The 12,282-nt window shown below is 63.2% G+C and carries 14 protein-coding genes; 2 read left to right on the plus strand and 12 right to left on the minus strand.

All coding sequences use genetic code 11. The annotated features are described in order from the left end of the window. Positions 1-137: 137 nt before the first annotated feature. The 10 genes from Q0341_RS06025 to gspG are packed head-to-tail and all read right to left on the minus strand — an operon-like array spanning position 138 to position 8,881. The gene (locus tag Q0341_RS06025) at positions 138-1,544 is read right to left on the minus strand and encodes an ATPase, T2SS/T4P/T4SS family (protein ID WP_299511222.1); all 1,407 of its coding nucleotides are present in this window, start codon (positions 1,542-1,544) and stop codon (positions 138-140) included. Between the two features lie 16 nt (positions 1,545-1,560). Next, a complete protein-coding gene (locus tag Q0341_RS06030; RefSeq protein WP_299511224.1) occupies positions 1,561-3,381 on the minus strand; it encodes a secretin N-terminal domain-containing protein in 1,821 nt (606 codons plus the stop codon). Between the two features lie 2 nt (positions 3,382-3,383). Further along, positions 3,384-4,193, minus strand: a complete 810-nt coding sequence (gene gspN, locus Q0341_RS06035; RefSeq protein ID WP_299511226.1) for a type II secretion system protein N — start codon at positions 4,191-4,193, stop codon at positions 3,384-3,386. Between the two features lie 11 nt (positions 4,194-4,204). After that, positions 4,205-4,738 carry a type II secretion system protein GspM gene (gene gspM, locus Q0341_RS06040; protein WP_299511227.1) on the minus strand — a complete coding sequence of 178 codons (534 nt, stop codon included), beginning with the start codon at positions 4,736-4,738 and terminating at the stop codon, positions 4,205-4,207. After that, complete coding sequence (gene gspL, locus Q0341_RS06045; protein ID WP_299511229.1) at positions 4,735-5,985, minus strand: type II secretion system protein GspL; 1,251 nt, start codon at positions 5,983-5,985, stop codon at positions 4,735-4,737. The genes gspM and gspL overlap by 4 nt, the downstream gene beginning before the upstream one ends. A gap of 12 nt (positions 5,986-5,997) precedes the next feature. Then, positions 5,998-6,966 (minus strand): type II secretion system minor pseudopilin GspK, encoded by a 969-nt coding sequence (gspK, locus tag Q0341_RS06050; RefSeq protein WP_299511230.1) that lies wholly within the window; start codon positions 6,964-6,966, stop codon positions 5,998-6,000. Beyond that, positions 6,963-7,658 carry a prepilin-type N-terminal cleavage/methylation domain-containing protein gene (locus Q0341_RS06055; protein WP_299511232.1) on the minus strand — a complete coding sequence of 232 codons (696 nt, stop codon included), beginning with the start codon at positions 7,656-7,658 and terminating at the stop codon, positions 6,963-6,965. Before Q0341_RS06055 ends, gspK begins: the two co-directional genes overlap by 4 nt. Beyond that, positions 7,658-8,011, minus strand: a complete 354-nt coding sequence (gene gspI, locus Q0341_RS06060; RefSeq protein ID WP_299511233.1) for a type II secretion system minor pseudopilin GspI — start codon at positions 8,009-8,011, stop codon at positions 7,658-7,660. The genes Q0341_RS06055 and gspI overlap by 1 nt, the downstream gene beginning before the upstream one ends. Beyond that, the gene (locus tag Q0341_RS06065; RefSeq protein ID WP_299511234.1) at positions 8,008-8,469 is read right to left on the minus strand and encodes a prepilin-type N-terminal cleavage/methylation domain-containing protein; all 462 of its coding nucleotides are present in this window, start codon (positions 8,467-8,469) and stop codon (positions 8,008-8,010) included. The genes gspI and Q0341_RS06065 overlap by 4 nt, the downstream gene beginning before the upstream one ends. Continuing rightward, the gene (gspG, locus tag Q0341_RS06070) at positions 8,444-8,881 is read right to left on the minus strand and encodes a type II secretion system major pseudopilin GspG (RefSeq protein ID WP_299511235.1); all 438 of its coding nucleotides are present in this window, start codon (positions 8,879-8,881) and stop codon (positions 8,444-8,446) included. Before gspG ends, Q0341_RS06065 begins: the two co-directional genes overlap by 26 nt. Before the next feature lie 21 nt (positions 8,882-8,902). Between gspG and Q0341_RS06075 the strand changes: the two genes are divergently transcribed. Beyond that, entirely contained in the window at positions 8,903-9,352 is a 450-nt protein-coding gene (locus Q0341_RS06075; protein ID WP_299511236.1) for a type II secretion system protein N, read from the plus strand. Positions 9,353-9,424: 72 nt separating this feature from the next. Here the strand turns inward: Q0341_RS06075 and ilvA are convergent, their stop codons facing one another. After that, entirely contained in the window at positions 9,425-10,972 is a 1,548-nt protein-coding gene (ilvA, locus tag Q0341_RS06080) for a threonine ammonia-lyase, biosynthetic (protein ID WP_299511237.1), read from the minus strand. A gap of 289 nt (positions 10,973-11,261) precedes the next feature. On the opposite strand from ilvA, the gene Q0341_RS06085 reads away from it, so the two are divergent. Further along, positions 11,262-11,714, plus strand: a complete 453-nt coding sequence (locus Q0341_RS06085; RefSeq protein WP_299511238.1) for an OsmC family protein — start codon at positions 11,262-11,264, stop codon at positions 11,712-11,714. A gap of 72 nt (positions 11,715-11,786) precedes the next feature. Here the strand turns inward: Q0341_RS06085 and coq7 are convergent. Further along, positions 11,787-12,282: 2-polyprenyl-3-methyl-6-methoxy-1,4-benzoquinone monooxygenase (gene coq7 / locus Q0341_RS06090; RefSeq protein ID WP_299511239.1), on the minus strand; the 496-nt coding region annotated here is incomplete at its 5' end.

A 12,282-nucleotide genomic window follows, 5' to 3' on the forward strand; every position in this document is an offset into this window, starting at 1 on the left:
GGCGTGTCTGGTGTGCTGCTGGGCGTCTCGGGGGCGGCTGTTGCGGCCCTGGCGGAAAAGGGCAAGGCCCCCACGCATACGCCCAGCGCCCACATGAGCAGGTTGGGGCAAAGACGGGTCAACGGCGGCATGCGGTTTCAGTCGCGCGTGACGCGCAACAGCTCTTCGGCGCTGGTGATGCCTGCATCGACCAAGCGTTGGCCGTCATCGCGCATCAACACCATGCCTTGGGCCATGGCGGTGGTGCGCAGCGCGGCTTCGGCTGCACGGTTGTGAATTTGGGCGCGGATGTCGTCGGTGGCCATCAGCAACTCGAACACGCCGGTGCGCCCGGCGTAACCGGTTTGGCCGCAGGCCTCACAGCCTGCGCCGTGGCAAGCCGTGCAGCGCTTGCGCACCAGGCGCTGGGCCAGCACGCCCAACAAAGACGAGCTGAGCAAAAACGGCTCAACGCCCATGTCGATCAGGCGGTTGACTGCGCTGGCCGCGTCGTTGGTGTGCAGCGTGGCCAACACCAGGTGGCCCGTGAGCGAGGCTTGGATCGCGATTTGCGCGGTCTCAAAGTCGCGGATCTCGCCGATCATGATCACGTCGGGGTCTTGCCGCAAGATGGCGCGCAGGGCTTTGGCAAAGGTCAGGTCGATTTTGGCGTTCACCTGCGTCTGGCCCACGCCGGGCAGCTCGTATTCGATGGGGTCTTCCACCGTCATGATGTTGTTGCGGGTGGCGTCCAAGCGCTGCAGCGCGGCGTAAAGGCTGGTGGTTTTGCCCGAGCCCGTTGGCCCCGTCACAAGCAAAATGCCGTGCGGTTGGTGGATGAGTTGGTCCACCTGTTGCAGCACCGTGCCTTGCATGCCCACGGCCTCCAAGGTCAGGCGTGCTTCGCTTTTGTCCAGCAAGCGCAGCACGGCACGTTCGCCATGCGCACTGGGCAGGGTGGACACGCGCACGTCGACCGCGCGTGCGCCCAAACGCAGGCTGATGCGGCCGTCTTGCGGGAGTCGTTTTTCTGCGATGTCGAGTTCGGCCATGATTTTCAGGCGCGAAATCAGTGCGGCATGCAGCGCCCGGTTCGGTTGTACAACCTCGCGCAGGGTGCCGTCTATGCGGAAACGCACACTGGAGTGGCGTTCATAGGGCTCGATGTGGATGTCGCTGGCCCCGTCGCGTGCGGCTTGGGTGAGCAAGGCGTTGAGCATGCGGATGATGGGCGCGTCGTCGCTGGCTTCGAGCAAGTCCTCTACGGCGGGCAGGTCTTGCATCATGCGCGAGAGGTCGGCCTCGGACTCGACCTCGCTCACCACCGCTGCTGCGGTCGATGCGCCATGGGCTTGGCCGCCCGAATACGCTTGGTTGATCAGCCGCGACAACTCAGTGCGGCTGCTTTTGTGCCAGGCCATCGGTTGGGCCGCAAACTTGCGTGTCAGCTCTGACAAGGCCGAGCGGTCGCTGTCTTCGCACCAACTCAAACGCAGTTGATGGCCGTCGTCTTCCAGCAGCAAGTGGTGCGTGCGGGCAAAAGCGTATGGCAGGGGGTGGCGCATGGTCAGGCGGTGCGGTTCAGTTCGGGATGGGCTGGACGACGGCCGGGGTCGATGTGTCCGTATCTTGTGCAGGTGTCGGTGTCGGTACGCTGGGCGTCGCGGCTGGCACGCTCTCGTTCAAGGGGGGCAACACGGCAGACCCGGTCACTGGCAAAACGCGCGAAGGTGCGGGCTGGAAGCCTTGCTGGTTCAGGCGCATTTGCTCATAGCGGCCCAAAGACAAGGCTTCGGTGGCAGCCCCGTCGCGCACCACCACGGGACGCAAAAACACCATCAGGTTGGTTTTTTTGCGGCTGCGTGACTCGGACCGGAACAGGTTGCCGAACAGCGGAATGTCGCCCAGGCCAGGCACTTTTTCTTGGCTGTTGGTGGTGTCGTCTTGCAGCAAACCGCCCAGGACCACATTCGCGTCGCCATTCGCTTGCAGAAAGCGGGCCAGTGCCCCCAAGGCCAATGCGCCGTTGCGCCGTTCGCCCAAGGCCAGATTCAGACCTGTTGAGGCGGTGTAGTTGCCCGCTGCCGCATTGGCCGCCAAGCTCAGCAAGTTGGTGCCGCCCACCGCAAAGTTGGTGCCCAGCAACCCGACGGTGCTGCCATTGGAGCCGGTGCCGCTCATCCACTGCACCCCAAATTCGGCGGCCTTGTCGGCGCTGACTTCGGCGATCAAGCTCTCAACAAACACCTGCGCACGGCGCTGGTCGAGCATGTCGATCACCGCACGCAACTGCCGGTATTGCGGTTCGGGTGCGGAGATGATGAGGGCGTTGGTGGCCGGGTCGGCTTGGACTTGCCCACCGGTCGAGGGCTGGTTGCTGGTGTTGCCCGCCGTGCTGGCGGATGCACCAGAGCGAGAGGGTGCGGCAGCGGTGGCGCCTGTCAAGGCCGTGCTGCCTTGCGCCGACATGGCGGCGCGCAAGGTGGTGGCCAGTTGGGTGGCGTCGGCGTTTTTCAGGTACACCACATGGATGTTGCCGCTGGCCGCGCCAGGGCCCGCGGCATTGGGCGCGTCCAGCTGTTCGGCCAAAGAGCGCGTGAGCGCCAAGCGGGCCGGGTTGGCGGCGCGCACGATCAGCGAGTTGGTGCGTGTCTCGGCCAGCACGGTGGTTTTGAATGAGGCATCGGCTTGGTTGGCCGCGCCGGGCGCACCACTGGCCGCGCCCGAGTCGATGAGTTTTTGCACCATGGGCGCCAAGTCGGCCGCAATGCCGTGCTGCAACCGAATCACGTCCACGCCGGTGGCATTGGCCACGTCCAGTGCCGCGATGATGCGGCTCAGGCGTTGGATGTTGTCGCTGTAATCGGTGATCACCAAGGCGTTGGTGCCGGGGGTCACGTTGATGGTGTTGTTGGGGCTGATGAGCGGGCGCAGCACCGGCACCAAGCTGTTGGCGCTTTCGTGCGTCAGGTGAAAAATCTGGGTCACCACTTGCCCGTTGCTCGCGGGCACCGCCCCGGCTGAAACCGTGCCACTTTGCAGCTTGGCTTCGGCTTCGGGCAGCACGGTGTAGAGGCCGGACGACTCGATCAAGGCAAAGCCTTGGGTGCGCAGTTGCTGCGCAAACAGGCGCATGGCCTGTGCGGGCGGCACAGGCACGGTGCTGGACAAAGTCATCGTGCCTTTGACGCGGGGGTCGACCACCACGTTGTGGCCAGACATCGTGGCCAAGGTGCGGGCCACGGCGTCGATGTCGACGTTCTGAAAATTCAAAGACACGGGTTCTTTGGCCGACAGCGGTTTGGGGTTTGGGCTTTGTGCCCCGGCGGGCAAAACCCAGCAGGCCAAGACCAGAGCGATGGCCGACAGGCTGTGGGGGGTGAACAATGCAGGGGCGTTCATGTTTATCCTAAAGAAAGCAAGCTGCGCGCACCTTGGCGGCGGCCGATGATGTTGAGCAGGTTTGACAAGGCGCGTTCGCTGCCGACGTCAGCACTGGCTTCACCGTTGAAACGCAGGCGGGCTCCCACCCATTGGCCCTGCCCCGTGAGCAGCAATGGGCCTTGCAAGGTGCTCAGTTTCAGCTCGGGGGTGGGGCTGCCCTCTGGGGTGCCACTCAACTGGATGCGGTAGCTGCCCATGGGTTTGAGAGGGCTCAAGCGCGAAGACATGTTGTGCGCTTCGAGCGCCACCAGGCCTTGCACCTGCAGTCGGCCTGCTGCCCATTGCAGGCCTAGCGCCTCGGTGCGCAAATGCAATTGGCCTTCGGGTTGGAGGGTGTTCCAAGGTGCGCCCAGGCCACTGAGCAAAGCCGCAGGCCACTGAGACCGGGGCGCTTGAACCTGCACATGGACCTTGGACAAGGCCGCTTGCACGCGCACTTGCGCAGGGCCTTCGGCCATGCAGCAGTCGGCATTCAGACGCAAATTCAAGGACAGCCAGCCCGGTGCCATGGCCCATTGGATGCGCCCTGGCAAGGTTTGTTGGTCTCGGCTGCCTTGGCCGCCGCTGAGCACCAACTGGGCCGAGCCAGACCACACGGTGCCCCGGGGTGACTGCAACACCACACGGTCTTGGGTGGCTTGTGCCACGCCCCAAGCCAGCCAGTGCGCAGGTGCCCAAAAGCACAATGCCACCAGCCCACCCAGACCAGCGCCCAGCCAAGCCCAACCCCAAGGGGCGGTGGTGTGTGGTGGCGCGCGGCGGGGTGTCATGGTTTGCGATCTCAAGGCAGGCGCATCACCAAGGTGCCGCTCCATCGCACGTCTTGGGGGCTGGCATCGGCCGATGGTGCGGGCGTTTGCTGCAACTGCGCTTGTTCGGGCGTGGCTTGTGCGCGTTCGCGCGCTTGTACCAGCCAGTGCGCCAGTTGTTGGGACGATGCGCTTTTTAAACTCACGTTCAAGCGCTCGCCTTGCATACGCCAAGAGGCATCGCTGCCCAGATTGGCCGGGATGTTTGCTTCCAGCCAACGCAGTGCCTCGGCGCGGGTGATGGCGGTGGGTTTTTGCAGCGCTTTGGCTTGCGCCTGCAGTTGCCGCATTTGGCTGGTTTTTTGGTCCAGCGCCGCTTGGCGTGAGGGTGCTTCGCGCCAAGTGGTCAAGGCCGGCTCAAGGGCCAGGCGCCACGTCAGGGTCAGCAGCATCACCAGCGCCGCCAAGCGCAGCCATTGCCGTTCGCGAGGGGTGCGTTTTTGCCAGGTGGCGCGGGCGGCTGCGATCAGCGGCTGCAGCGCTTGAGTGCTTGTGCGGGTGCTCATTGGGACGCCCCCCGCACAGTGATCGTGCCCGTCTGGGCTTCGGTTTTGAGCTGGTAGCCCTTGGCGGCCAGGTTTTGTCGCAGTGCAGTTTGCTGGCTGGCGCTGAGCTTGAAGTCGGGCCATTGCAATTGGCCGGGTTGAAAGCGCCACTGGCGCGGAGGCACCACCCCCTCGGGCAGCGCTTGACCCACTGCATCCAGCATGGCCTCCAGGTCTTGCGCGCTCAGTTGGCCTGAGCTTTGGCGCAAGCGGGCCACTTCTTGGGCCATTTGCACAGGGGCATCCACCACCACCCGGGTTTTCGGGAAGCTGTCTTGCAGCAGGGTGGTCCAGGCCTGTTGTTGTGCTTGCCAGTCGTTGCGGGTGTTCCAGGCCCAGACATTCAGACCCACCAGTTGGCTGGCCAGCAACACGTAAAGGCCCCATCGGGCGGGTCGCCAGGCGCGGGCATGCCAGCCATGGCTGAGTGCACGCTGCCAGCTTTTCATGCGTCGGCTTTGGGCGTTGGCCTGAAACTCAAACTGGGCCAAATCCCAACCGCTCTCCAAAGCCGCCAGCCAGTGTTGGCCTGGCGCCATCAGGCGCGCTGGCACGCCCAAACAGGCCGATGCCAAAGCCACGACAGCCGGTTCGGCTTGCACGTCGGCCTGATCGCGTTCTTCCGGCGTGGCCCACAGGCTTTGGCCTGGGTCTGAAATGGCGCGCAGGGGAACCCCCCAAACACCACGCTCCGCTTGGCTGCACCACAGCCAGCCGGTGTCAGCGTCGGTGCCGGCATTGCTCAGGGCGAGCATGCGCAAAGCCCCGGCGGTGGGGGCCACTTCGGGCACGATTCTGTGCACGCTCAGGCCGGCCGCCTCCAGCGCTAGCAGGTGGTCGCTCAGCCAAGCACGCTGGCATGCGGCCACCCAAGGTTGTGGCGTTTGTTTCCAGTTGGGCCCCAGCGCCAGGTGCAGCTCATCGGTCTCGTCCAGCAATCGCTCTTCGAGCAGGCCTTGCAGTGCCGCTTTCAAGCGGGCGGGCTGTTTGTTCAGGCCAGCGGGCAATGCCAGTGTGTGCCACGACAGCGCCAACGCTGGCACCACCACCACCACATCGGTCTGGCGGTCGGGGCGCGGCAGCAAGCTGGCCACAGCCCATTGCTGCGCCACCGCTGGAGCCTGGGCGTCGGTCTGAACCCAGGCGTGTGCATAAGCCACGCTGGGGGAGGGGCTGCCCAAAGGCAGTTGAACAATCAAGGTGCGCATGAAGGGTTCATTCTAGAGGGCGTCCGTGACACGCACCGCACTGCGCACACGCCACAACAAGCTGACCCGTGTGCCGTCGCGCCGAACCAGCGAAAGCTCTTGTTGCACCACCTTGTCAATGCGCATGCGGCCCAACACTTCAAAGTATTGGCTTTGCACGCTGTGCTGAGCCGCTTGAAGTGCTGCGCCAACGGGCCCCAAGGCTTTTTGGGCTTCGTCCAGGGTGGTCCAGTGCCCTTGTTCACGCTGCTGAACCCACTGGTTGGCGGCGGCCATGTCCAGGCCCGGCACACTGGCCATCAGCACTTCGGCCGGAGCGGTGTTCAAGTTCACGGGGGTGGGGGTGGGCAAGATGGTGATGAAGTTTTCGAGCGCCGCCCATGTGGCCCGACTCAGACCCAGCCACACCAGTTGTTGGGGTTGTTGCGGCATCAAGGGCACGCCATCGGGCGCAGGGCCGGTGGTCTTTTGGGCCTTGACCGCCATTTGAAGCTGGCGTGCCAGCGTTTGCAGCTCTTGCTCGGGCAGGTTCAGGCGCTCAAACAAACGGGCAAAGCGCAGCAGCGCGGTTTCAGAGACTTGGTCGTTTTCAATCAGGTTCATCACGTTCATGCGCGACTGAGCATCGGTGATCTGGCCCGACAAAAACACTTCGGCGTCGCCCTCTTGCCATTGCTGGTCTTGCGACAAAAAGCTCGACAGCCGGGACTCTTGCACGGGCAGCGCCCAGGGCTCGCCCAAATGGTCCACTTCTTTGCCTTGGGCGGAGAGGACGTCTTCGCGCAAGATCAAGCGGGTCCAGTCGAAAGCGCCGGTCAGCATCCAAGCGGTTTGGCTGCGTCCGCGCTCGGCAGTTTCGATCTCCACTTGCCGCCACTGTTGCCACAAAGCGGCCGATGCCAATGTGGCCACCAAGGTGACGGTCAGCATCGCCATGAGCAGTGCCGCGCCGCCTTGTGTGTGCCGCAGGTGCTGTGTCATGGCTTGGCCGCCGAAAACGTGGGGCTGACCCAATCGAGGGTGAGTGGGCCCGAGCCCAATGGGCCATTCGGCAGGGTCAGCACCAAACGCACCGCGTCGGGCGGGGTCGAGCCAGAAGTGGGCGGGGCCTTGTCAGTGGTGGTGCCATCGGCCGTGACCGCATCGCTCGACAAGGGGTTGGTCCAGCTGCCGCCGCGGTGCACATACAGTTGCCAAGCACTCAGCGGGTGGATGTCGATTTCGCCTGCACGGGTGTTGTCGTCCGGGGTTTGGCTCCATTGGCTGGCCAGACCCCAAGCCGACTGCCAATCGCTGCGCTGGTGCAATGGGGCTGATTGCCAGCGTTGCCATTCGCCGCCGCCTGCGCTGGTGGTTTGGCTGCGCCAGGTCCAGGCCACAACGTGGGCTTCGGTGCCCAAGGCGGCACGCCGCGTCAAGCGCAGCACCTTGCCATCCCAGTCCCAGCTGGGTGTGCCGGGCAATTCGGCCAGTTGGTCCAGGTCGGCTTGCCACTGGGCCAGGCCCGCTTGCAGTGTGCGGATGCTGTCGCTGCGCTGCTGCAAACCCGTTTGGGTGCGCAGCATGCCGTCGATGCCACGCCAAGACATCAACGCCATCAAGGCCATCACGCTGATGGCCACCATCACCTCGATCAGGGTGAAGCCTTTGGGGCTGGGCGGGCGGTGGGTCATCAGTTGCGCCCCATCACGGTGGACAGTTGCAGCACATACTCGCCACGGCTCAAGACGCGCGCATCGACGCGACGAAAATTGGGGTTGGGCGTGGGCCGAACCGACAAGTTCACCTGCAAAGTTTGGCCAGCCTGCAGGCATTCGATGTCTTGGTTGCCGGTGTCCGGCAATTGGCGCAGCAGCCGCAAGCGGATCAACTCGTTTTCGGCGCAAATTTGCCCCAGCATGCTGGTGGTTTGTCGTTCGGCATTGCGGCTGAGCGAGCCGGTGGCCTTCAGGCCCGCCATCATTGCCACCGCGACAATGCCCAGCGCCACCAGCACCTCGATCAAGGTAAAGCCGCGTTGCTTCATGGCCGACCCTGCGGCGGCTTGTTTTGCACATTGAAAGGCCGCAGCCCATCGGTCACCACCCACACGGTGCGCCCGGCATGGCTGAGCGCCACTTTTTGGGGGCCAATCAAGGGTTCGGGGCCCAACACAATCGGGGCTGACACAGAGGCTCGGGTGGTGGTTGCCAACCATTGCGAGGGCAAGTCGCTGCGCGGCAAGCCTTTGAACACGAAGCCCTCGGGTGTGGGTTGCCACTGCGCAGGCACGCCGCTGGCACGCGCTTGGGCGCGGGCGGTTTCGAGCAAACTGGCCAGACGCTGGGCATCGCGCTCCAAAGCACTTTGCGCGCTGTCGCGCAAGGACAGGCTCACCCCCGCTGTGGCCATGGCGATCAAGGAGACCACCACCAACAACTCCAGCAGCGTGAAGCCGCCAGCGCGGCCCGGTGCGTGTTTACTGCCAGCTGCCGAGGTCTGCATTGTTGCCCTCGCCGCCCGACTGGCCGTCGGCGCCAAAGGACAGCACATCCACCTCGCCCTTGATGCCGGGGTTCATGTAGACGTAAGCACGGCCCCAAGGGTCATTGGGCAGCTTGTCCAGATAAGGCTTCCAGTTGCCGGGCACGGGTTCGCTGCTGGGCTTGGTCACCAGCGCATTGAGGCCTTGCTCGGCGCTGGGAAAGCGTTGGTTGTCCAGTTTGTAGAGTTTGAGTGCCTGCATCAGGTTGCTCACATCGGTGCGGGCGGCGGTGATGCGCGCATCGTCGGCGCGGCCCAGCACATTGGGCACGATCATGGCTGCCAAAACGCCGATGATGGCCAGCACGACCATGAGTTCGATCAGGGTGAAGCCGCGTTGGCGGCGCTGTGGGGAGGGGGCTTGGGTTTGCATGGCTTCGATCATAATCCGTGCATGCCCATTGCCCGTTTGCCTGCTGATTCTTCGCCTGCTGTTTGGCCCAAAGCCATGGCAGTGTTCATCTGCGCAGGCGCGGCCGCCAGTGTGGTGTATTGGGGTTTTCAGCTGACCACACCGCCAGCAAGCCCAAGCACGGCGGCGCTGCCAGCCCCTGGCAACGTGCCCCACGACGCCACCACATCAGTGGCCCGCGCTTTGGGCCACACGGCCACGGCAGCCGTCCAAGTGAGCGTCACCGGCAGCCCATTCAAACTGATGGGCGTGATCGCGTCGGCGTCGGGTCAAGGCAGCGCGCTGATCGCCACGGATGGCCAAGCGCCCAAGGCTTACCGGGTTGGGCAAGCCGTGCAAGACGGCCTGATCCTTACTGCGTTGACGCCCCGCCAAGCCATTTTGAAATCGGCCAGCCAGCAGCTGCAATTGGATTTGCCGGGCGTCGAATAGCCTGCTCCAAGACCTGCCAGCAACAGGCTTGTTTGAACTGCAGAGGGTTAACGGTCATGCCGTCAAAGGCCCTCAACCCCGCAAAAACAGCCGATACACCGGGTTGTCCGTCTCTTCCGCATACGGATAACCCAGCGTTTTGAGGAACTTCTCAAACGCTTTGTCGTCTTTGGGAGGCACCTGCAGGCCCACCAAAATGCGGCCGTAGTCGGCACCTTGGTTGCGGTAGTGGAACAGGCTGATGTTCCAGCCCGGGCGCATCAGGCTCAAAAATTTGAGCAGCGCGCCGGGACGCTCGGGGAACTCAAAGCGCAGCAGCCGCTCGTCTTGTGAAAGGGCCGAGTGCCCGCCCACCATGTGGCGGATGTGCTCTTTGGCCAGCTCGTCGTGCGTCAGGTCAATCGCCTTGAACTGCTGCTTGTTGAATTTGGCAGTGATCTTGCCGCTCTCTCCTTTGCCATGCGTGCTCAGGCCCAGAAACACATGGGCCTGGTCCGAGTCGCTCATGCGGTAGTTGAACTCTGTCACGTTGCGCGGGCCGCCCGGCAAGCTGCCAATCAGCTCCAAAAAGCGCTTGAAGCTTCCGCGCTCTTCGGGAATGGTCACGGCAAACAGGGCTTCTTTTTCTTCACCCACGTCGGCCCGTTCGGCCACAAAGCGCAGGCGGTCAAAGTTCATGTTCGCGCCGCACAAGATGGCCGCAAAGGTCTGGCCTTTGCATTTGTGCGCGGCCACATACTGTTTGATGGCGGCCACCGCCAAGGCACCAGCGGGCTCCACGATCGAGCGGGTGTCCACAAAAATGTCCTTGATGGCCGCGCACACCGCGTCGGTGTCCACCGTCATGTACTCGTCCACCAAATTGCTGGCCACGCGGAAGGTCTCTTCTCCCACCAGTTTCACGGCCGTGCCATCCGAGAACAAGCCCACATCGGCCAAGGTTACGCGCTGCTGCGCGGCCACCGACTGGATCATGGCGTTGGAGTCGTTCATCTGCACGCCAATCACCTTGACGCCAGGGCGCACCGCCTTGATGTAGTTGGCCACACCGCTGATGAGGCCACCGCCGCCGATCGCCACAAACACCGCATCCAGCGGCCCTTGGTGCTGGCGCAGCATTTCCATGGCGATGGTGCCTTGGCCTGCGATCACGTCAGGGTCGTCAAAGGGGTGCACAAAGCTCAGGCCTTGCTTTTTTTGCAGCGTCAACGAGTGGTTGTAGGCGTCAGAGTAGCTGTCGCCAAACAACACCACCTCGCCGCCCAGACCTTTGACCGCGTCGATCTTGACCTGAGGCGTGGTGGTGGGCATGACGATCACGGCGCGCGTGCCCAAGCGGCTGGCACTCAGCGCCACGCCCTGCGCGTGGTTGCCGGCCGAGGCGCAGATCACGCCTTTTTTCAGCTGCTCAGGGCTCAGGTGCGCCATTTTGTTGTAAGCCCCGCGCAGCTTGAAGCTGTGCACGGGCTGCTGGTCTTCGCGCTTGAGCAGCACCTGGTTACTCAGGCGGCGCGAGAGGTTTTTGGCCAGTTCCAGAGCCGACTCATTGGCCACGTCATAGACCTTGGCATTCAGGATTTTGATCAGGTAATCAGCGGGTTTGAGGTGTGGGGTCGTCATGTCCGGTGCAATGGCGGGCGGTCCGCATCGCTTAAAAAGTGTGGGCTTGATGATAACGGCCAAAAAAAATGCCCCTAGCCTTGCGGCTGGGGGCAAATCCACCTTTTCAGAGGGTGGAGGAGACAACAGGTGCGTGCAAAAAAGCACGCTTGTTCGCAATTGTACGGGTGTTTTTGTTGCGTTGCAGCAAGTTGACAGTCTTGAAGTGCAAAAACTTGTAAAGTTGGGCGCTCCCAATACACACACCGTGCCCCTGAACGCGCAGGGATGAACACAAAGGAAAGCAAACATGGAATGCACAGTCACATGGACCGGCGCTGCCGGCACCCGCTCGGGCATGGGCTTTGTGGCCGAAACCGGCTCGGGCCACATTGTCAACATGGATGGCGCGCCTGACGCGGCCAAACCCGAAAACGGCGGCCAGAACCTCGCCCCCCGCCCCATGGAAATGCTGTTGGCCGGCACCGGTGGCTGCACTGCCTATGACGTGGTGCTGATCCTCAAGCGCGGTCGCCACGACGTGCGCGGCTGCAGCGTCAAGATCAGCAGCGAACGCGCTGAACTCGACCCCAAAGTCTTCACAAAAATCAACATGCACTTCACCGTCACAGCCAAAGGCGTGCCCGCCAACGCGGTCGAGCGCGCCATTGCCATGAGCCATGACAAATACTGCTCGGCCAGCATCATGTTGGGCAAAACGGCTGAAATCACCACCAGTTTTGAGGTGGTAGAAGCGCCCTGAACCCCTGAAAACAGGTCTTGGTCTGCAAAGAATGCAGACTTTAAAGGGGCGATACAACGCTGGCGAATTGCTTCAGACCCTGTGCGCCACCGTGGTCATCACCTTGGCGGCGGCCTGCATCATCGCCTTGACCGGGACGGGCAAGTCCACCGCGCCCGCCTTTTGCGCCATTTGAGCGTGCGCTATTTCATCGCTTTTCATTTGCGACACGATGGCGCGCGACGCCGTGTCGGCAGCCGGCAGCAAATCCATGTGGCTTTGCAGGTGCGCTTCCACTTGGCGCTCGGTCTCGACCACAAAACCTAGACTGACTTTGTCGCCGCCCAGCTTGCCCGCGGCAAAACCAATGGCAAATGCCCCGGCATACCAAAGCGGGTTCAACAATGACGGTCGATCTTTCAGGTCGTCCAAGCGCTGCTGGGTCCAGGCCAGGTGGTCGGTTTCCTCGCGGCTGGCTTCGGCCAATTGCGCACGCAGGGCCGTGTTGCGACAAGCCAAGGCCTGCCCGGTGTAGAGCGCCTGGGCGCACACCTCACCCACATGGTTGATGCGCATTAGCGACCCGGAC

The sequence above is a fragment of the uncultured Limnohabitans sp. genome, from assembly GCF_937889215.1.
Taxonomy (GTDB): Bacteria; Pseudomonadota; Gammaproteobacteria; order Burkholderiales; family Burkholderiaceae_C; genus Limnohabitans_A.

What these genes read in the sequence shown, in the direction of transcription:
- gspN (WP_299511226.1), bottom strand. Translation starts at nt 4,193, where the DNA reads ATGACACCCCGCCGCGCGCCACCACACACCACCGCCCCTTGGGGTTGG.
- Q0341_RS06085 (WP_299511238.1), top strand. Translation starts at nt 11,262, where the DNA reads ATGGAATGCACAGTCACATGGACCGGCGCTGCCGGCACCCGCTCGGGC.
- gspM (WP_299511227.1), bottom strand. Translation starts at nt 4,738, where the DNA reads ATGAGCACCCGCACAAGCACTCAAGCGCTGCAGCCGCTGATCGCAGCC.
- Q0341_RS06065 (WP_299511234.1), bottom strand. Translation starts at nt 8,469, where the DNA reads ATGCAGACCTCGGCAGCTGGCAGTAAACACGCACCGGGCCGCGCTGGC.
- gspL (WP_299511229.1), bottom strand. Translation starts at nt 5,985, where the DNA reads ATGCGCACCTTGATTGTTCAACTGCCTTTGGGCAGCCCCTCCCCCAGC.
- ilvA (WP_299511237.1), bottom strand. Translation starts at nt 10,972, where the DNA reads ATGACGACCCCACACCTCAAACCCGCTGATTACCTGATCAAAATCCTG.
- Q0341_RS06030 (WP_299511224.1), bottom strand. Translation starts at nt 3,381, where the DNA reads ATGAACGCCCCTGCATTGTTCACCCCCCACAGCCTGTCGGCCATCGCT.
- Q0341_RS06075 (WP_299511236.1), top strand. Translation starts at nt 8,903, where the DNA reads ATGCCCATTGCCCGTTTGCCTGCTGATTCTTCGCCTGCTGTTTGGCCC.
- Q0341_RS06025 (WP_299511222.1), bottom strand. Translation starts at nt 1,544, where the DNA reads ATGCGCCACCCCCTGCCATACGCTTTTGCCCGCACGCACCACTTGCTG.
- gspK (WP_299511230.1), bottom strand. Translation starts at nt 6,966, where the DNA reads ATGACACAGCACCTGCGGCACACACAAGGCGGCGCGGCACTGCTCATG.
- gspI (WP_299511233.1), bottom strand. Translation starts at nt 8,011, where the DNA reads ATGAAGCAACGCGGCTTTACCTTGATCGAGGTGCTGGTGGCGCTGGGC.
- Q0341_RS06055 (WP_299511232.1), bottom strand. Translation starts at nt 7,658, where the DNA reads ATGACCCACCGCCCGCCCAGCCCCAAAGGCTTCACCCTGATCGAGGTG.
- gspG (WP_299511235.1), bottom strand. Translation starts at nt 8,881, where the DNA reads ATGCAAACCCAAGCCCCCTCCCCACAGCGCCGCCAACGCGGCTTCACC.